Source organism: Blastococcus sp. TF02A-30 (assembly GCF_003319185.1).
Lineage (GTDB): Bacteria > Actinomycetota > Actinomycetes > Mycobacteriales > Geodermatophilaceae > Blastococcus.
The window spans coordinates 289352-308858 of the sequence record NZ_QOHJ01000006.1 but is presented as its reverse complement, the minus strand read 5'-3'; the positions used below and the strand labels follow the sequence as shown (position 1 = coordinate 308858).

Below are 19507 nucleotides of genomic sequence, written 5' to 3'. Positions count from 1 at the left end.
GCGGCCGACGGGAGCACACTGACCCGGTGGACCCGGCCGGGCTCCGCCCCGCGCAGGACGAGTCGGGCCGCCGGCGCCTCGACGACGGCCGGCGGGCGATCCGTGCGGTGCACCCGACGGCGGCCGCGGTCGTGGTCGCCGCGCTGGTCCTGCCGATCGCCGGGCTGGTCTTCCTCCTCCGCCCCGACTACGCGGCCGTCCACTGGACCAGCCCGTCGCTGCACTTCGTCTTCTTCCTGGTCGTCGGCGCCACCGCGGCCAGCCTCTCCCTGGTCACCGCCGAGGCGGCCCGCAGGCGCGGCGATGCCCGCGTGTTCCTGCTGTCGCTGGCCTTCCTGACGATCAGCGGCTTCATGGCGCTGCACGCCGCCGGCACGCAGGACGTGCTGACCCGCCGGTCGCTGCCGGGGTTCACCGTCGCCATCACGGTCGGGCTGCTGGTCGCGGCCCCGCTCGCGCTGGCCTCGGGGTACGTGGACCTGCGGCCGTGGGCCGGACCGGCGGTCATGCGGGCCCGGCCGTGGCTGCGGGCAGGCGTCGTCGGGGCGCTGGCGCTGTGGGGCGTCTGGTCGGTGGGCAACTGGCCGCCGATCGACGTCATCACCGGTGAGGGACCCAGCGGGGACGCGCTGGAGATCGCCGCCGGGTTGGCCGCGCTCGCCTACGTCGCCGCCGCCGCCCGCCTGTGGTGGGTGCACCGCGACCACCCGGGTTTTCTCGTGCTCAGCGTCGTCGTCTGCTACGTCCTGCTGGCCGAGGCGCTCGTGGGGGTCGCCGCGGCCGGCGAGCGCAAGTTCCACCCGTCCTGGTGGGTGTGGCACGCGCTGATCGTGGCCGGTTTCCTGCTGGTCTTCGTCGCCGCCCGGCGGGAGTGGCGGGAGGAGCGCTTCCGGCCGCTCTACCTGCCGGCCACCCGCGAGCAGCGCCAGGAGGTGTCGGTGCTGGTCGGCGACCTCGCCGGCTACACGAGCTACGCCGAGCACCGGGACCCCGCCGAGGTCGCCGCCATGCTCCGCGCCTACTACGAGGTGGCGACCCCGCTGGTCGCCCGCCGGTACCGGGGCGAGGTGGAGAAGTTCACCGGCGACGGCATCTTCGCCACCTTCAACCGGCGCGGCGACCAACCCGACCACGCCGCACGGGCCGTCGCGGCCGCCGCGGCGCTTCAGGCGGAGGTGGCGCAGGTCCGGGATGCGCACCCGGACTGGCCGGGCCTGCGCGTGGGCGTCAACAGCGGACCGGTGGTCGTCAGCGAGATGGGCGGCCGCGGCTACGTCGTCTACGCCGCCGTCGGGGACACGGTGAACGTGGCCGCGCGGCTGCAGGCCGCCGCCCCGGTCGGTGGTGTCCTCGTCGGGGCCCGCACCCGCGCGCTCCTCGGCGACGCCGCCCCGCTGCTGCCCACCCCCCGGCTGGAGGTGAAGGGGAAGGCCGACGCGGTCGACGCCTACCTCCTCCAGGTCCCCGGTCCCCGCACCGAGCCCCGGCCGCACCCCGCCACGCACCCGAAGGAGATCCGATGAGCACGTCGACGACCGCCACCGGCCACCTGACCGTGGCCGAGGTGATGCGCCCGCCGGTGACCACCGTGGAACGCAGCGCCCACGTGGCCGCCGTGGCCTACCTGATGAAGAAGTCGCACGACAACGCCATCGTGGTGCTCGCCGACGGAGCCACCTGCGAACCGGTCACCATGGTCTGCGACAGCGACGTCACCCGGGCCGTCGCCGACGGGCGGGATCCCGAGCAGGCGCGGATCACCGAGCTGCCGCTGCCCCCGCTGGTGCTGCTGGCCCCGGAGGACGGCGTGACCGAGGCGGCGGAGCGGATGCTGGCGGCCGACGTCGTCTTCGCGCCCGTGGTGGCCGGCGGTCGCCTGGTCGGCCTGGTGGACATGCCCGGTGTCTGCCGGGCACTGCTCGCCGAGCGGCGCACCGACCGCGCCGGGGTGCCTCGCCCGTAGCCCTGCCGCAGGACCCTCAGCCGCGCCGCGGCAGCAGCACCCGGGCGCGCGTGACGCCGTCGGCCGCCCCCAGGGTCAGCTCGCCGCCGTGCTGCTGGGCGACGACGGCCAGCGCGGTGGCCAGGCCCAGACCGGTGCCCTCCCCCACCGGCTTGGTGGTGAAGAACGCGTCGAAGGCCCGCTCCAGCACCTCGGGGGACGGCGGCGGCCCGGTGTCGTCGACGTCGACCTCCACCCGGTCGCCGGCCGGGCGGGTCCGCAGCGTGATCGTGCCCCGCTCCCCCACCGCGGCGACGGCGTTGTCCAGCAGGTTCACCCACACCAGGGCCAGGTCGGCCGGGCGGCCCCGGACGAACCGGGCCTCCGGGTCGAGCTCGCGGACCACCTCCACCCCCGGCGGGATCTTGTGCCGGACCAGCACCAGCGCCTGCTCCAGGCCGGCGTGCAGGTCGACGTCGGTCAGGCCCTGGTCGGCGGAGTACGCCAGCGGGCGCACCCCGCTGACGATCCGGCTCAGGTGCTCGGCGCCCGCCGCCAGCTCGTCCAGGATCGCGGCCACCTCGGCGTCGCGCAGGAAGGCCCGGACGGTCCCGACCCGCTCGCCCGCCGGCAGACCGCCCAGCACCTTCTCCAGCGCCGCCGGGTCGACCCCGAGCCCGGCCAGCTGGTCGGCGGCGGACCGGTCGAGCTGCGGCGCGGTCCGCCGCAGGACGGCGACCAGCGCCGTGGCCGCATCGGCGCGGTCCAGCGGATCGGCCGCGGGCGGCGCGACCAGGGCGCGCAGCGGCGCGGTGCGCGGATCCGGTGGCAGCAGGCCGCGCAGCCGGGCGGCGCCCCGGGTGACCGCGGCGGCGGGGTTGTTCACCTCGTGCAGCAGCCCGGCGGCCAGCGAGCCCAGCGCGGCCATCCGCTCCCGCTGGCGCAGCAGCGCCTCCTCGCGCGCCAGCCGCCGGGTGACCGCCTGCAGGAGGGCGCGCGCGGTCCTCGGGTGGGCGAGCAGCCGGTCCAGGGCGTCGGCGCCGATCTGCCGCACGCGCACCGCGGTCCGGGCCCGCACCGTCGCCGAGCGCGGCAGGCCCTGCAGCACGCCCAGCTCCCCCAGAAGGTCCCCCCGCGTGCAGACGTTGAGCAGCACGCGCTCCCCGCCACCTGCCCGGGTGACCTCCAGCTCACCGTCCAGGACGACCACCATCGCGTCCGACGGCTCCCCCTCGGCCATGAGCACCGCCCCGGCCGGCACGTCCACGGTCCGGCCGCCGGCGGCCAGCTCGGCCACCACCGGGTCCGGTAGCTCGGCGAGCAACGGCGAGGACCGCAGCGCGGCGACCACGTCGTCGGCAGGCGCCGGGGTCACCGCCCGGCCAGGCGCTCGTGCGCGAAGCTGACCGCCATCGCCCCCTCGCCGACGGCGGAGGCGATCCGCTTGATCGATCCCCTGCGGACGTCGCCGGCCGCGAACACCCGCGGCACCGAGGTCTCCAGGGGCAGCGGCGGCACCGGCAGCGGCCAGCCCTCCGGGGGCTGGCCCAGCTCCGCTCCGGTGAGCAGGAAGCCGCGCTCGTCGCGGCGCACCACACCCTCCAGCCAGCCGGTGCGCGGCGCCTGGCCCACGAAGACGAACAGCGCGTCGGCGGGCACCTCCTGCTCGTCCGTGCCCGACCGCAGCCGCAGCCCCTCCACCCGCCGCTCCCCCAGCACGCCGGCGACCTCCGTCCGGTGGGCGACGGTGATCCGCTCCGAGGCCTCGATCCGGTCGATGAGGTAGCGCGACATGGTGCTCGTCAGGTCGTCCCCGCGGACCAGCACGGTGACGGAGGCGGCGAACGCGGACAGGAACACCGCCGCCTGCCCGGCCGAGTTCCCCCCGCCGACCACGAACACCGAACCGCCGCTGTGGTCGACCGCCTCCGCGCGCCCGGCGCCGTAGTAGACGCCCATGCCGGTCAGCGCCGCGGCGCCGGGCACGTCGAGCGTGCGGTAGGTGACGCCGGAGGCGATGACCAGCGCCGAGGCGCTCACCTCACCGCCGTCGGCCAGGCGGACGACGGTGTACGGGTCGGCACGCTCCAGGCCGACGGCCTCGCTCGGCACCAGCATCTCGGCACCGAAGCGGATCGCCTGCTCCCGCGCGCGCAGCGTGAGGTCGGCGCCGGAGAGCCCCACCGGGAAGCCGAGGTAGTTCTCGATCCGCGTGGTCGTCCCCGCCTGGCCGCCGGGGGCGCTGCACTCCAGCAGCAGCGTGGCCAGTCCCTCCGACGCCCCGTACACCGCGGCGGCCAGCCCGGCCGGACCGGCGCCGGCGATGACCAGGTCGTAGGCGTCCCGGTCGGCCCGGACGTGCAGGCCGATCCGCTGCGCCACCTCGTGCAGGTCGGGCCGGGCCAGCACGTCCCCGTCCTCCAGCACGAGGACCGGCAGCTCGCCGGCGTCCACCCGGGCCACGTCCAGCAGCTCGCGCGCCGCCGCGTCGGTCTCCACGTCCAGCCACCGGTAGGGAACCAGGTTGCGGGCGAGGAACTGGCGCACCTCGTGCGTCGACGGGGACCACCGGTCGCCGATCAGCCGGAGGTTCGCGGCCGGCGCCGGCCGCCGCCAGGTCTCCAGCAGGTCGTCCAGGACCGGGTAGAGCCGGTCCTCGGGCGGGTCCCAGGGCTTGAGCAGGTAGTGCTGCACCTCGGCGTCGTTGATGGCGCGGATGGCGGCGTCGGTGTCGGCGTAGGCGGTGAGCAGCACCCGGCGCGCCTCCGGGTAGAGCCGGCGCGACGCGGTGAGGAACTCGGTGCCGCTCATGCCGGGCATGCGCTCGTCCACCAGCAGCAGCGCGACCGGTTCCTCGCGCAGCCGCAGCCGGTGCAGCAGGTCCAGCGCCTGCTCGCCCGAGGAGGCGGCGAGGACCTGGTAGTGCTCGGCGTAGCGGGACCTCAGGTCGCGCTCGACCGCGGCCAGCACGGGCGCGTCGTCGTCCACGGCGAGCAGCACCGGCTGGCCCATGGGGTCCTCCGCTCCGTCGGGCGGCTGCGCGGACCGTACGCCTGTTCCGCCGCTGCTGAGAAGGGCCGGAGGACGGCGCTCAGCCGGCCGCGGCGAACAGCGGCCAGCTGCCCGGCACCCCGCGCAGCGTCCGCACCCCGCGCTCGGCGAAGGCGAGCCCCGACCCCACGACGAGGTCCTTCACGGTGCCCGAGACCAGCACCTCGCCCGGCTCCGCCTCGGCCATCACCCGCGCGCCGATGTGCACGGCGAGGCCGGCGACCTGCCCGCCGTCGAGCCGCTGCACCTCACCCGCGTGCACGCCCACCCGCAGCCGCACACCGGCGGCACCGGCCGCCTCCTGCATCGCCAGCGCGCAGCGGATGGCCCGGGCCGGCCCGGGGAAGGTGGCGAGCAGCCCGTCGCCGGCGACGTCGACCTCCGCCCCGCCGTAGCGGTCCAGCTCGGCCCGGACCAGGTCGAGGAACCGCTGCCGGATGCCGCGCCACGCGGCGTCGCCGACCCGTGCGGCCAGCTCGGTGGAGCCGGCGACGTCGGCGAACAGCACGGTGGCCAGCACCGTGCCCCCCGGGTCCGGCGCCGGGCGGCTGCCGGTGAGGAACCCCTCGATCTCGGCCAGCGGCGTCTCGGTGTCCCCGAGGAAGAACAGGTGGTCGGCGCCGTCCAGCTCGACCATCCGGGCGCCGGCGATGTGCTCGGCCAGGTAGCGGCCGACGCCGAGGGGGATCATCCGGTCCCCGCGCCGGTGCAGCACCAGGGTCGGCACGCGGATGGTCCCGAGGACATCGCGGAGGTCGATGCGCGGGTACAGCTCGAACATGCGCCGCGCCATGCCGGGGCTGGCACCCATCCGCTGCAGGGTGCCCCACCACGCCCGCAGCGCGGGGTCCTGGCGGTGGTCGGGCGCCCACGCGCCCAGACCGGAACCCTCGCCCCAGCGCTCGACCAGCCGGCTCAGCATCGCGGCCATCACCTCGGCGTCCACGCCCTCGGGGAAGTCGGGGGCGCGGACGATGCGGGGGTAGGCGCCGTACAGCACCAGCGCCCGGGTGCGCTCGGGGTGCTGGGCGGCGAACAGCATCGCCATCGCGCCACCCTCGGAGACGCCGAGCAGGGCGGCGCGCTCGGAGCCGGCGGCGTCCATCACCGCGCGCAGGTCGTCGGTGCGCTCCTCGAGGGTGGCCGGGCCGGGCACCGGGTCCGACAGCCCGGTGCCGCGCTTGTCGAACAGGATCAGCCGGCTGAACTCCGCCAGGCGCTGCAGGAACCGGCGCAGCGCGGGCTCCTGCCAGTTCCAGTCGAGGTGGGAGATGAAGCCCGGGGCGGCGACGAGGTCCAGCGGGCCGTCCCCGACCACCTGGTAGGCGATGGACAGCTCACCGCTGCGGGCGTAGCGCGTGCTGGGCAGCACGCGCAGCAGTCTGGCACCCCTCCCACCCGCCGGTCCCCCGTGATCACCGCCGTCCGGCGATGATCGACCCGGGTCAGCGGCCGAGGACGTCCTTCAGCGCGGCCAGCACGAGGGCCACCTTGTCCGGCGCGGCGTTGGGCCCCATGAGGCCGATCCGCCACACGGTGGCCGCGTACGCGCCCGCGCCGGCCCCGATCTCCAGGTCGTAGCGCTCCAGGAGCTCCTTGCGCACGGCGGCCGGGTCCACGCCGTCGGGCACCTTCACCGTGGTCAGCTCCGGGAGCCGGTGCCCCTCGGCGGCGAACAGCTCGAGACCCAGCTCCTGCAGCCCCTCGTGCAGCAGCCGGCCCGCCTCGGCGTGCCGCGCGTGCACCGCGTCGAGCCCCTCCTCGAGGATCCGCCCGAGCCCGGCGTGCAGCGAGACGACCATCCCGGTCGGGGCCGTGTGGTGGTAGGTCCGGCCACCCGAACCCGCGGCCTCGCCGGCGTACCCGCCGAGCATGCCGAGGTCGAGGTACCAGCTCTGCGGCTTCTCGATCCGCCGCTCCCACGCGCGGTCGGAGATGGTGAACGGCGCCAGGCCCGGGGGCACCCCCAGGCACTTCTGCGAGCCCGCGTAGGCCAGGTCCACGCCCCACTCGTCCAGCCGCACCGGGATGCCGCCGAGCGAGGTCACGCAGTCCGCCAGCAGCAGGGCGTCGCCCTTGCCGGCGGCCAGCGGCTCGAGGTCGGAGCGGACACCGGTCGAGGTCTCGGCGTGCACGGCCGCGATGAGCTTCGGTGCGGGGTGCGCGGCCAGCACGCGCTCGGCGTCGACCGGCCGGCCCCACTCGTGCTCGACGGCGACGACCTCGGCGCCGCACCGGGCGGCGACGTCGGTCATCCGCTGCCCGAACAGCCCGTTCACCGCGACGACGACGACGTCGCCCGGGCCCACGGTGTTGACGAACGCGGCCTCCATACCGGCCGAGCCGGTCGCCGACAGCGGCAGCGTCCGCCGGTTCGCCGTCCCGAAGACGGCCCGCAGCCGGTCGGAGGTCTCGTCCAGCACCTGAAGGAAGAGCGGGTCCAGGTGCCCCAGGAGCGGGAACCCGAGCGCCGCGGTGGCCTCCGGGTACGGGTTGGAGGGACCGGGACCGAGCAGGGTGCGGGCACGCAACGGCATGCCCGCACCCTAAGGGGAACGGCCCGGGCCGGCCGCTACTTCGTCGGGTCGGACGGGCCGGGCGCCCCCGGCTCGCCGGGCAGCGCCGGCTCCTCCGGCTTCGCGTCGATGCCGGCCTCCTTGCGCTGCGCCTCCGTGATCGGCGTGGGCGCACCGGTGAGCGGGTCGAACCCGGCGCCGGTCTTCGGGAACGCGATGACCTCGCGGATCGACTCCACCCCGGCCAGCAGGGCGGTCAGCCGGTCCCAGCCCAGCGCGGCCCCGGCGTGCGGCGGCGGGCCGTAGGCGAAGGCCTCAAGGAAGAACCCGAACCGCTCGCGGGCCTCCTCGCGGGACATGCCGAGCGTCTCGAACACCCGCTCCTGCAGGTCCGCGTCGTGGATGCGGACCGAGCCGCTGGCCAGCTCGTTGCCGTTGACCACCAGGTCGTAGGCGTCCGAGAGCGCCGCGCCCTTGTCCTCGGCGAAGCGCTCCCGCCACTCGGGCGTGGGCGAGGTGAACGGGTGGTGCATGAACGTCCAGTCGCCGTCCTCGGTCTCCTCGAACATCGGGAAGTCGACGACGAACAGGAACGACCACGACCCCGGCTCGATGAGCTCCAGCCGCTTGGCGATCTCGTTGCGCGCGGCGCCCAGCAGCTCCTGCGAGGAGCGGCGCTGGCCGGCGGCGAAGAAGACGCAGTCGCCGGGCTGCGCGCCGACGGCGGCCACCAGGCCCTCGCGCTCGGCCTCGGAGATGTTCTTGGCGACCGGGCCGCCCAGCGTGCCGTCCTCGGCGATGGTCACGTAGGCCAGGCCGCGCGCCCCCCGGGACTTCGCCCAGTCCTGCCAGGCGTCGAAGGCGCGCCGCGGCTGGGAGCCGCCGCCGGGCATGACCACGGCACCGACGTAGGGCGCCTGGAACACGCGGAACGGGGTCCCGGCGAAGTAGGAGGTCAGCTCGGTCAGCTCGATGCCGAAGCGCAGGTCGGGCTTGTCCGACCCGAACCGGTCCATCGCCTCCCGGTAGGTCATCCGCGGGATCTCGCCGACCTCGTGCCCGGCCAGCTCGCGCCACAGCGCCGTCACGACGTCCTGGACGACGGCGAGCACGTCGTCGCGCTCGACGAAGCTCATCTCGAAGTCGAGCTGGGTGAACTCCGGCTGGCGGTCGGCGCGGAAGTCCTCGTCCCGGAAGCAGCGCGCGATCTGGTAGTACCGCTCCAGCCCGCCGATCATCAGCAGCTGCTTGAACAGCTGCGGCGACTGCGGCAGCGCGTACCACTTGCCCTGCTGGAGGCGGACCGGCACCAGGAAGTCGCGGGCGCCCTCGGGCGTGGACCGGGTGAGGTTCGGCGTCTCCACCTCGGTGAACCCGTGCCCGGCCATGACGCCGCGGGCGATCCGGCTGATCTCCGAGCGCAGCCGCAGCACCCGGGCCGGGCCCTGCCGGCGCAGGTCGAGGTAGCGGTGCTTGTAGCGGACGTCGTCCGACGCCGCCTGGTCGGTCTCGATCGGGAACGGCAGCGGCGCGGAGGCCGACAGCACCTCGAGCGAGGTGGTGGCCACCTCGATCTCACCGGTGGGCAGCTCCGGGTTCTCGTTGCCCTCGGGGCGGCGGCGCACCTCACCGGTCACGAGCACGCAGTACTCGTTGCGCAGGTGGTGGGCCTCCTCCTCGCGGACGACGACCTGCACGTACCCGGAGGCGTCGCGCAGGTCGAGGAAGACCACCCCGCCGTGGTCGCGGCGGCGGGCCACCCAGCCGGCGAGGGTGACGGTGGTGCCGGCGTCGGACGCGCGCAGCGTTCCGGCGTCGTGGGTGCGGAGCACGGGAGATCCTTCGGGTGGTGGGGTGGGTTACCAGCGGTCGTGGACGTGGGCGCGGATGCGCTCGTCGTACACCCGCTCCAGGTCGGCGAGCTGGGAGTCCGACAGCGGGGCCATCGACGCGGCGGCGACGTTGCCGCGCACCTGGGTCACGTTGCGGGCCCCGGGGATGACGGTGGTGACGCCGGGCTGGTCGATGACCCAGCGCAGCGCGAAGGCGGCGGTGGGGACGGCGTCGCCGGCGATCTCGGCCACCTCGCGGGCGGCGGCGACGCCGACCTCGAACGGCACGCCGGCGAAGGTCTCGCCGACGTCGAAGGCCTCGCCGTTGCGGTTGAAGTTCCGGTGGTCGTCGGCCGGGAAGGTCGTCTGCTCGTCGTACTTGCCGGTGAGCAGGCCGCTGGCCAGCGGCACGCGGGCCAGGACGCCGACGCCGGCGCGCTGGGCGGCGGGCAGCAGCTCCTCCAGCGGCTTGCGCCGGAAGATGTTGAGGATGACCTGGATGGTCGCCACGCCCGGGTGCTCGAGCGCGGTCAGGCCCTCGGCGACGGTCTCGACGCTCACCCCGTACGCCGCGATGGCGCCGTCCTCGACGAACGAGTCGAGCGCGTCGTACACCCGCTGGTCGGAGTAGACCGCGGTCGGCGGGCAGTGCAGCTGCACCAGGTCGAGGGTGTCGACGCCGAGGTTGCGGCGGGACCGGTCGATCCAGGCCCGCAGGTTCTCGGGGGTGTACTGCGCCGCCTCGAAGGGGTCGGCGCGGCGGCCGGCCTTGGTGGCGACGAAGGGCCGGTCCGCGCGCGGGGCCAGCGCCTTGCGGATCCGCTCCTCGGAGCGGCCGTCGCCGTAGACGTCCGCGGTGTCGAGCAGGGTCACGCCGGCGTCGAGCGCGGCGTCGAGCACCTCGGCGGCGTCGTCCTCGGACACGTCGCCCCAGTCCCCGCCGAGCTGCCAGGTCCCCAGCCCGATCACGCTGACGTCTGCCCCGGTCCGGCCCAGCGGCCGCTGCTCCATGCTCATGCCCCCACGCTTTCACGAACCTGCTCGAACAGCTCCCCCACGGGGACGGCGTGCTGCTCGCCGGTGCGCATGTCCTTGAGCTGGCCGACGCCCTCGGCCAGGTCCCGCTCCCCGATGACGACGACGTGCGTGGCCCCCGAGCGGTCGGCGGCCTTCATGGCGCCCTTGAGCCCGCGGTCGCCGTACACGGTGTCCGCCGCGACGCCGGCCTGCCGGAGCTGCCCGACCAGCCGCACGGCCAGCTGCTTGGCCTCCGAGCCCAGCGGGACGACGAACGCCTGGACGCCGGCGACCGCGCCGATGGTCAGCCCCTCGGCCTCCACCGCGAGCAGCGTCCGGTCGACGCCCACCGCGTAGCCGATGCCGGAGACGTCCGGCCCGCCGAGCGCCGCCGACAGCCCGTCGTAGCGCCCGCCACCGCCGATGGCCGACTGCGCGCCGAGGCCGGAGTGCACGAACTCGAACGTCGTCTTGGTGTAGTAGTCCAGCCCGCGCACCAGCCGCGGCGCCTCGGTCCAGGTGACGCCGAGGTCGGTGAGGTGCTGGCGGACGGCGTCGTAGTGCGCCTTCGTGGAGTCCGACAGGTGGTCGACCATCAGCGGCGCGTCGTCCAGCTGCGCCTGGACCTCGGGCCGCTTGTCGTCGAGCACCCGCAGCGGGTTGATCTCCGCGCGCCGCCGGGTCTCCTCGTCCAGGTCCAGCTTCTCGAGGAAGGCGACCAGCTTCTCCCGGTACTGCGGCCGGCAGGTCGCGTCCCCGAGCGAGGTGAGCAGCAGCTCGAAGTCGGTCAGCCCCAGGTCGCGGAAGCCCTGCACGCCCAGCGCCACGACCTCGGCGTCCAGCGCAGGGTCGTCCACGCCGAGCGCCTCGCAGTCGACCTGGGTGAAGTGCCGGTACCGCCCGGCCTGCGGCCGCTCGTAGCGGAACGCCGTCCCGACGGTCCACAGCTTCACCGGCAGCGCACCGGTGTGCAGCCGGTGCTCGATGAAGGCGCGCATCAGCCCGGCGGTGAGCTCCGGGCGCAGCGTCAGCGACCGGCCGCCGCGGTCGGCGAAGGTGTACATCTCCTTCGTGACGACGTCGGTCGACTCCCCCACACCGCGGGAGAAGACGGCGGTGTCCTCGAACACCGGCGTCTCCACGTAGCCGTAGCCGGCCCGCCGCAGCGGCGCGGTGAGCGTGTCCCGGACGGCGAGGAAGCGCGCCGAGTCCGGCGGCAGCGTGTCGAAGGTGCCCTTCGGCGCGGTCAGCCCGCTCACAGTCCCCGCCCCTTCGGCGCCGGGCCCTCGCCCGCCGCGGCCTCGGCCAGGTACGGGTTGGTCGCCCGCTCCCGGCCGATCGTCGTCGCCGGGCCGTGCCCGGGCAGCACCACCGTCTCGTCGTCCAGCGGCAGGACGACGTCGCGCAGGGAGCGCAGCATGGCGTGCCACGAGCCGCCGGGCAGGTCGACGCGGCCCACCGAGCCGGCGAACAGCACGTCGCCGGCCAGCAGCCCGGGGGCCTCACCGAGGTCGAGGGAGAACACCACCGAACCCTGCGTGTGCCCGGGCGCGTGCCGCACGGTCAGCTCCACGCCGGCCAGCGACAGCACCTCGCCGTCGTCCAGGCTCTTCACCTCCGACGGGTCGGGCAGCCGCACGCCGGAGATCAGCGGGGCCAGCTGCGGACCGTGCCAGCGGGCCGGGTCGGCGAGCATGCCGGAGTCGGCCGGGTGGAGGTAGGCCGGGATGTCGTAGCCGTCGCACACCGGCAGCACCGAGAACGTGTGGTCGAGGTGGCCGTGGGTCAGCACGACGGCGACCGGCTTGAGACCGTCCTCGGCCAGCATCCGGGCCAGCGGCTCGACGGCGTCCATCCCCGGGTCGACGACGACGCACTCCTGCCCCGGGCCCGAGGCCACGGCGTAGCAGTTGGTGCCGAACGCGCCGGCGGGGAACGAGCGGATGAGCACCCGTGCAGGTTACGCGGGACCCGTCCGCGCCCCCGGGCGTGCCAGGGAACGCACAGGCCCGGCCCCTAGACTCCGGAGCCGACCCGCGCCGAGCGCACCGCCGGCGTCCCCGGTGGTGCCGCCGCCCGCCGAGCACCCGCACGTCCGAGGAGTCGACCCGTGCCCACGAACAAGCAGCGGCGCGAAGCCGCGCAGCGCCACCTGCAGCGCCAGCTGGAGCGCCGCGCCGAGCAGGCGAAGAAGCGGCGCCGCAACCTCGGCATCCTGGTCACCGCGCTGGCCGTGGTGGTCGTCGTCGGTGCCGCGCTGCTGATCACCGGCGTCTTCTCCGGGGACGACGACGAGGGCACCGACCCGCTCGCCTCCCCGTCGCCCACCACGAGCGCCGCTGCGCGCACCACCAACCCCGACGGCACGGTCACCTGCGAGTACCTGCCCGACGAGTCCGGCAACCCCAACAGCCAGGACGTCGGCACCCCGCCGAACCCGGAGGCGACGCCGACCCAGGGCAGCGCCACCCTGCTCATGGCCACCGACCAGGGCGACCTCACGCTGACCCTGGACCGGGCGAAGGCCCCCTGCGCCGCGGCGAGCTTCGTCTACCTCGCGCAGCAGCAGTTCTTCGACGGCAGCCCCTGCCACCGCCTGGTGAACCAGCCCAGCTTCGGCGTGCTGCAGTGCGGCGACCCGACCGGCACCGGGTCCGGCGGCCCCAGCTACCGGTACGGCGAGGAGGTCGGCGCCGACACGACCTACCCGCGCGGCACGATCGCCATGGCCAAGACCAGCGCACCGAGCTCCACCGGCAGCCAGTTCTTCCTGTGCTTCGTCGACACCGAGCTGCCGCCGGAGTACACCGTCGTCGGCACCGTCGACGAGGCCGGGATCGGCGTGCTCGAGACCATCGCCGCGGGCGGCATCGAGGGCGTCGGCCCGGAGGGCGACGGCGCCCCCGCCACCCCGGTGACGATCAACTCCATGACCGTCGTCTCCTGACGCCCACCCCGCTTTTCCGCGATGATGCGGCCCGCTTTACCGCGGAAAAGCGGGGTCAGGCCGTGACGCGCTCGACGTCGAAGACGCCGTCGACGTTGCGCACCGTCTGCAGCACCGCGCCGAGGTGCGCCGGGTCGGCCAGCTCGAAGGTGAACCGGCTGATCGCCACCCGGTCGCGGCTGGTCTGCACCGACGCCGAGAGGATGTTGACCCGCTCGTCGGCCAGCGCCTTGGTGACGTCGGAGAGCAGCCGGTGCCGGTCCAGCGCCTCGACCTGGATCGCGACCAGGAACATCGCGCCGGGCTGCGACCCCCACTCGACCTCGACCAGCCGCTCGGGCTTGCGCTGCAGGTCGGCGGCGTTCGTGCAGTCGGTGCGGTGCACGCTGACGCCGCCGCCGCGGGTGACGAAGCCGAGGATGTCGTCGCCCGGCACCGGGGTGCAGCACTTGGCGAGCTTGGCCCACACGTCGCTCATCCCGTGGACGACGACGCCCGGGTCACCGCTGGCGCTGCGCCGCGGCGTGGGCCGACGGGTGGGGATGGCGGTCTCGGCGATGTCCTCGACCGCGCCCTCGGTGCCGCCGAGCGCGACCATCAGCTTCTCGACCACCGACGCGGCCGAGATCTGGTTCTCCCCCACCGCCGCGAACAGCGCGGTGACGTCGGCGTAGCGCAGGTCCTTGGCCAGCGTGGACAGCGCCTCGCCGCCCATCAGCCGCTGCAGCGGGAGGCCCGCCTTGCGCATGGCCCGGGTCAGCGCCTCCTTGCCGGCGTCGACGGCGTCCTCGCGGCGCTCCTTGGTGAACCACTGCCGGATCTTGGTGCGCGCCCGCGAGGAGCCGACGAAGCCGAGCCAGTCCTGCGACGGCCCGGCCGTGGGCGACTTGGACGTGAAGATCTCGACGACGTCGCCGTTGCTGAGCTTGCTGTCCAGCGACACCAGGGCGCCGTTGACCCGCGCGCCGATGGTGCGGTGCCCGACCTCGGTGTGCACCGCGTACGCGAAGTCGACCGGCGTCGCGCCACCCGGCAGGCTCATCACGTCGCCCTTGGGCGTGAAGACGAAGACCTCCTGCGGACCGAGGTCGTAGCGCAGCGTCTCGAGGAACTCGCCGGGCTCCTGGGCCTCGCGCTGCCAGTCCAGCAGCTGGCGCAGCCACAGCATGTCGTCGGGCGAGCCGGCCTTGGGCGGCGCCCCGAACTCACCGGCGCTGGGCTTGCCGCCGGCGCGCGCCTTCTCCTTGTACTTCCAGTGCGCGGCGATGCCGTACTCGGCGGTGCGGTGCATGTCGTGCGTGCGGATCTGCAGCTCGACCGGCTTGCCCTGCGGCCCGATGACCGTCGTGTGCAGCGACTGGTACATGTTGAACTTCGGCATCGCGATGAAGTCCTTGAACCGGCCGGGCACCGGCTGCCAGTGGGCGTGCATGATGCCCAGCGCCGCGTAGCAGTCCCGCACCGAGTCGACCAGGATCCGGATGCCGACGAGGTCCCAGATGTCGGTGAAGTCGCGGCCGCGCACGATCATCTTCTGGTAGATCGAGTAGTAGTGCTTGGGCCGGCCGGTGACGACCGCCTCGATCTTCGCCGCCCGGAGCTGCTCGCTCACCCCGGCGGTGACCTCGGCCAGATAGGTGTCGCGCGACGGGGCCCGCTCGGCCACCAGCCGGACGATCTCGTCGTAGCGCTTCGGGTACAGCGTGGCGAACGCGAGGTCCTCGAGCTCCCACTTGATGGTGTTCATGCCCAGCCGGTGGGCCAGCGGGGCCAGGATCTCCAGCGTCTCGCGCGCCTTCTTCTCCTGCTTCTCGGGCGGGAGGAAGCGCAGCGTGCGCATGTTGTGCAGCCGGTCGGCCAGCTTGATGACCAGGACCCGGGGGTCGCGGGACATCGCGACGATCATCTTGCGGATGGTCTCGGCCTGGGCGGCGTCGCCCAGCTTCACCTTGTCGATCTTCGTGACGCCGTCGACCAGGTGGGCCACCTCGGGCCCGAAGTCGGCGGTGATCGTCTCCAGGGTGACGCCGGTGTCCTCGACCGTGTCGTGCAGCAGGGCCGCGATCAGCGTCGTGGTGTCCATGCCCAGGCCGGCCAGGATGGTCGCGACGGCCAGCGGGTGGGTGATGTAGGGGTCGCCGCTCTTGCGCTTCTGCGCCGAGTGCGCGGACTCGGCGACGTCGTAGGCGCGCTGCAGCAGCGCCAGATCGGCCTTGGGGTGGCTCTGCCGGTGCAGGGCGGCCAGCGGCTCGAGCACCGGCCGCACCAGCCCGCTGCGCTGGCCGGCGACGATGCGGCGGGCCAGCCGGTCACGCACCCGGCGCCGCGGGGCACCCGGCTCGGAGTCGGGCTCGGACCCGACGTCGTCGGGGCGGCGGACGGCGGGGCGCTCCGGCAGCGGGGCCGGCCGCTCGGGCGGCGCGGCGGGATCAGCCGGCCGCGTTCCAGCGGATCCGGGGCGCGCGGGAGCGGCGTCGGCGGCTACATCGGAGGCCACGGCGACTCCTGCGGGCTCGAGGAGGGAGGACCCTCCCCATGCTAGCCGCGCCCGCACCTGTGCGGCGGACGCGCGGGGAGGCGTCTCCCCCGGTCAGGTGGTCCAGAGCGAGTGCACGGCGTGCGGCGCCAGCCGCTGCCGGCCGCCGAGAGCGGCGAGCTCCACGACCACCGAGACGGCGGTGACGACGGCGCCCAGCTGCTCGACGAGGGCGACCGTCGCCCCCAGCGTGCCGCCGGTGGCCAGCACGTCGTCGACCACCAGCACCCGCTGGCCGGCGTGCAGCGAGTCGGCGTGCAGCTCCAGGGTCGCGTTCCCGTACTCGAGCGCGTAGTCGGCCGAGATCCGCTCGCGCGGCAGCTTGCCCGCCTTGCGGACCGGGACCACGCCGACACCGGCGGTCAGGGCGACGGCGGCGGCCAGCAGGAAGCCGCGGGCCTCGACCCCGACGACGACGTCGAAGCCCGACCCTCCGGCGGCGACCGCCGCGGCGCGCGGGTCCGAGTCCGTGGGGGCGGCCAGACCCTCGGCCACCCGCCGGAACGCCGGGCCGTCGGCGAACACCGGCGTCAGATCGCGGAAGAGCACCCCCGGCTCGGGGTGATCGGGGATGTCCACGGTCAGCGAGGCGACCAGCTCGTCGATCGGCAGCTCGGCCGCGGCGGCGCTCACCGGCGCCTCTTGCCCGACGGCCGACCGCCCGGCCGCTGCGGGCGGGCACCCGGGCGCGGCGCGGCGGTGGCTCCCGAACCCTCGGGACGCACCGACGACGGCGACTCCACGACGACGTCGGCCTGCACCTCCGCGGGCAGCTCCGCGACGGCGACCCCGCCACCGGCCGCGGGACGCCGGCTGCGGCGGGCGCTGGCCACCGGCCCCTGCGGTGCGGCCGCGCCCTGGCGGGCCGCCGACGACCGGCGGGCCAGGACGCGGCGGCGCAGCGCCTGCACCTCGGGCTCGCGCTCCTTGAGGTCGGCCACGATCGGGGTGGCCAGCACGATCGAGGAGTAGGTCCCGGCGGCGAGGCCGACGAACAGCACCAGGGCGAGGTCCTTGAGCGTGCCGACCCCGAGCAGGCCGGCGCCGACGAACAGCAGGCCCGCCACCGGCAGCAGCGCGATGACCGAGGTGTTGATCGAGCGCATGAGGGTCTGGTTGACCGCCAGGTTGGCCGCCTCGCCCCACGTCATGCGGGCGGTGCGCTCCAGGCCCTTCACGTTCTCGTCGACCTTGTCGAACACCACGACGGTGTCGTACAGCGAGAAGCCGAGGATGGTGAGGAAGCCGATGACCGTCGACGGCGTCACCTCGAAGCCGACGAGCGCGTAGATGCCGGCCGTGACGACGATGTCGTGCACCACCGCCGCCATGGCACCGACGGCCATCTTCAGCTGGAACCGGATCGCCAGGAACAGCGTGACCGCGACCAGGAACACGACCAGCGCCACGATCGCCTGGTCGGTGACGTCGTTGCCCCACTCCGCGCTCACCGACTCGGGGCTGACCTGGTTCGGCTCGACGTCCGCGGCCCCGGCCACCGCCTCCACGACCGCCCGTTCGCCGTCGTTGTCCAGGCTGCCGGTGCGCAGCAGGATCGTGTTGCCGCCGACCACCTGCGCGGTGGCCACCTCGGCCCCGGCCTCCTCGGCGGCGTCGCGCACCTCGGACAGCTGCTGCTCGCTGCCGGGCAGCCGGAAGCTGTTGCCTCCGGCGAAGTCGATGCCGAAGTTGAACCCGCGGAACACCATCGCCGCGATGGAGAGCAGGACGACGACCGCGGTGATCTTGTAGATCAGCGTGCTGCGGCCGACGACGTCCAGGCCCGCCTCGCCGTTGTACAGGCGGTGCGCCAGCGAGCCGCGCGGCCGCGAGGCCCCCGGGCGTCCCTCCTGCGGGAGGCCGGCCTCGGCGAGGTCGTCGTCGCCCATCGCCGCGGCCGCCTGAGCACCGGCCGAGCCGGCGTCCCGGCGCTCGTCGGCCTCGGTGCCCACGGGCACCTCCTCGGTCCCGTCGGTCGGCGCGCTGCCGTTCGGGTCGCGGGTCACGGGGTGCTCCTGTCCTGGGCGCCGGACCGGCCGGCGCCGACCAGCTGGCGGTCGGCCGCCGGAGCGGCCGCCGCGGTACGCGACCGGTCGACGTTGCCGAGGCCGGAGATGCGGGCGCTGCCGAACCACTTGTAGCGGGACAGCACCGCCATCAACGGGTGGGTGAAGAGGAAGACGACGACGAGGTCCAGCACCGTCGACATACCCAGGGTGAACGCGAAGCCCTTCACGTCACCGATCGCGAGGAAGTAGAGGATGGCTGCCGCCAGGAAGCTCACCGCGTCGGCGGAGAGGATCGTCCGGCGGGCCCGCACCCAGGCGCGCGGCACGGCCGAGCGGAGGGTCCGACCCTCGCGGATCTCGTCCTTGAGCCGTTCGAAGTAGACGACGAACGAGTCGGCGGTGATGCCGAGCGACACGATGAAGCCCGCGATCCCGGCCAGGCTCAGGGTGAACCCGATCTGCCGGCCCAGCAGCACCAGGCAGCCGTAGACCACGACGCCGGAGAGGATGAGGCTGGCGATCATCACCAGGCCGAGCAGCCGGTAGTAGAGCAGCGAGTACAGGAAGACCAGCGCGATGCCGATCGCGCCGGCGATCAGGCCGGCCTGCAGCTGCTCCTCGCCGAGCTCGGTGGAGATCGACTGCGCGGTCGCCTGCTCGAAGGTCAGCGGCAGGGCGCCGTACTTGAGCTGGTTGGCCAGGTCGGTCGCCGACTCCTGATCGAACGAACCGGTGATGGTGGTCTCGCCGTTGATCGCGCCCTGGATGGTCGGCGCGGAGATGACCCGGCCGTCGAGGGTGAAGGCGACGTTGCTGCCGACGTTGGCCGCGGTGTACTCCGCCCAGGCGTTGCGGCCCTCGGTCTTGAAGTCCAGCAGCACGACCCACTCGCCGGTCGCGGTCTGCGTCCCGGCGCTGGCGTCGTCGATCTGGGTGCCCTCGATGATCGTGGGGCCCAGCAGGTACTTGGCCGTGCCGTCCTCGCTGCACGCGGCGACGTGGTCGATCGGCCGGGCGGTCTCGCCCGTGGTGTTCTCGGCCTCGCAGGTGAGGGTGGCGTACGCGGCCGCGGCCTCCTCCTGGGTCACGGCCGGGGCGTCCGGGTCGGGGATGGCGGGGTCGGCGATCGCATCGCCGTCGCCCGCCGCGTCGGACGGCTCGGCCGCGTCGGTCGGCTCGGCCGCGTCGGTCGGCTCGGTGGCGTCCGTGCCTTCGGCGGCAGGCGCCTCCGCGGCGGGATCCTCGCCTGCGGGGTCCTCCACCGGCGTCACGGGCTCGGGTCCCTGCAGCACCGGGCGGAAGCGCAGCTGCGCGGTGGCCCCCAGCTCGCGGGCCTGCTCGCCGTCGTCCCCCGGCACCGAGATGACGATGTTCGAGTCGCCCTCGGTGACCACCTCGGCCTCGGCGACGCCGAGGCCGTTCACCCGCTGCTCGATGATCTGGCGGGCCAGCTCGAGGTCCTCCTGCGCCGGCGCCTGCCCGTCCGGGGTGCGCGCGGTCAGCGTGACCGTCGTGCCGCCGCGCAGGTCGAGACCGAGCTGCGGTGTGCGGGTGTCACCGGTGAAGAACACCAGCCCGTAGATCAAAGCGAGGATCGCGACGAACGCGCCGAAGTAGCGCGGCGCCGGCAGCGAGCGGTTGGCCACGGTGCGCCCCC

At 74.6% G+C, this 19507-nt stretch carries 15 protein-coding genes; 3 read left to right on the top strand and 12 right to left on the bottom strand.

The window, feature by feature from the left end; all coding sequences use genetic code 11:
- The first annotated feature begins 26 nt into the window (after nt 1-26).
- Both DQ241_RS15400 and DQ241_RS15395 read left to right on the top strand, forming a co-directional pair.
- Nucleotides 27-1523: an adenylate/guanylate cyclase domain-containing protein gene (locus DQ241_RS15400; RefSeq protein ID WP_113831064.1), complete on the top strand. Its 1497-nt coding sequence runs from the start codon at nt 27-29 to the stop codon at nt 1521-1523.
- The gene (locus DQ241_RS15395; RefSeq protein WP_113831063.1) at nt 1520-1963 is read left to right on the top strand and encodes a CBS domain-containing protein; all 444 of its coding nucleotides are present in this window, start codon (nt 1520-1522) and stop codon (nt 1961-1963) included. Before DQ241_RS15400 ends, DQ241_RS15395 begins: the two co-directional genes overlap by 4 nt.
- 16 nt (nt 1964-1979) lie before the next feature.
- On the opposite strand, the gene DQ241_RS15390 is transcribed toward DQ241_RS15395, so the two are convergent.
- The 8 genes from DQ241_RS15390 to DQ241_RS15355 all read right to left on the bottom strand — a co-directional run bounded on the left by DQ241_RS15390 (nt 1980) and on the right by DQ241_RS15355 (nt 12309).
- Complete coding sequence (locus DQ241_RS15390; RefSeq protein WP_113831062.1) at nt 1980-3317, bottom strand: sensor histidine kinase; 1338 nt, start codon at nt 3315-3317, stop codon at nt 1980-1982.
- A complete protein-coding gene (locus DQ241_RS15385) occupies nt 3314-4954 on the bottom strand; it encodes an FAD-dependent oxidoreductase (protein WP_113831061.1) in 1641 nt (546 codons plus the stop codon). The genes DQ241_RS15390 and DQ241_RS15385 overlap by 4 nt, the downstream gene beginning before the upstream one ends.
- A 79-nt stretch (nt 4955-5033) precedes the next feature.
- The gene (locus tag DQ241_RS15380) at nt 5034-6365 is read right to left on the bottom strand and encodes an adenylate/guanylate cyclase domain-containing protein (RefSeq protein WP_113831060.1); all 1332 of its coding nucleotides are present in this window, start codon (nt 6363-6365) and stop codon (nt 5034-5036) included.
- Nucleotides 6366-6438: 73 nt separating this feature from the next.
- On the bottom strand, nt 6439-7530 hold the full coding sequence (locus DQ241_RS15375) for an alanine--glyoxylate aminotransferase family protein (RefSeq protein WP_113831059.1): 1092 nt from the start codon (nt 7528-7530) through the stop codon (nt 6439-6441).
- Nucleotides 7531-7565: 35 nt separating this feature from the next.
- Complete coding sequence (gene aspS / locus DQ241_RS15370; protein ID WP_113831058.1) at nt 7566-9341, bottom strand: aspartate--tRNA ligase; 1776 nt, start codon at nt 9339-9341, stop codon at nt 7566-7568.
- Between the two features lie 27 nt (nt 9342-9368).
- Nucleotides 9369-10358, bottom strand: coding sequence for an aldo/keto reductase (locus DQ241_RS15365; protein WP_233492463.1), 990 nt, complete (start codon nt 10356-10358; stop codon nt 9369-9371).
- Nucleotides 10355-11617 carry a histidine--tRNA ligase gene (hisS, locus tag DQ241_RS15360; protein WP_113831056.1) on the bottom strand — a complete coding sequence of 421 codons (1263 nt, stop codon included), beginning with the start codon at nt 11615-11617 and terminating at the stop codon, nt 10355-10357. The genes DQ241_RS15365 and hisS overlap by 4 nt, the downstream gene beginning before the upstream one ends.
- Entirely contained in the window at nt 11614-12309 is a 696-nt protein-coding gene (locus tag DQ241_RS15355) for an MBL fold metallo-hydrolase (RefSeq protein ID WP_113831055.1), read from the bottom strand. Before DQ241_RS15355 ends, hisS begins: the two co-directional genes overlap by 4 nt.
- A 159-nt stretch (nt 12310-12468) precedes the next feature.
- Here DQ241_RS15355 and DQ241_RS15350 point away from each other — a divergent pair, with 159 nt between their 5' ends.
- Nucleotides 12469-13305, top strand: a complete 837-nt coding sequence (locus DQ241_RS15350) for a peptidylprolyl isomerase (RefSeq protein ID WP_113831054.1) — start codon at nt 12469-12471, stop codon at nt 13303-13305.
- Nucleotides 13306-13360: 55 nt separating this feature from the next.
- Here the strand turns inward: DQ241_RS15350 and DQ241_RS15345 are convergent, their stop codons facing one another.
- The 4 genes from DQ241_RS15345 to secD form a co-directional block, all read right to left on the bottom strand.
- Nucleotides 13361-15802: a bifunctional (p)ppGpp synthetase/guanosine-3',5'-bis(diphosphate) 3'-pyrophosphohydrolase gene (locus tag DQ241_RS15345; protein WP_113831053.1), complete on the bottom strand. Its 2442-nt coding sequence runs from the start codon at nt 15800-15802 to the stop codon at nt 13361-13363.
- A gap of 93 nt (nt 15803-15895) precedes the next feature.
- Nucleotides 15896-16474: an adenine phosphoribosyltransferase gene (locus DQ241_RS15340; protein ID WP_113831052.1), complete on the bottom strand. Its 579-nt coding sequence runs from the start codon at nt 16472-16474 to the stop codon at nt 15896-15898.
- Entirely contained in the window at nt 16471-17847 is a 1377-nt protein-coding gene (gene secF / locus DQ241_RS15335; RefSeq protein ID WP_233492462.1) for a protein translocase subunit SecF, read from the bottom strand. Before secF ends, DQ241_RS15340 begins: the two co-directional genes overlap by 4 nt.
- Entirely contained in the window at nt 17844-19496 is a 1653-nt protein-coding gene (gene secD, locus DQ241_RS15330; protein WP_113831051.1) for a protein translocase subunit SecD, read from the bottom strand. The genes secF and secD overlap by 4 nt, the downstream gene beginning before the upstream one ends.
- Nucleotides 19497-19507: the final 11 nt, after the last annotated feature.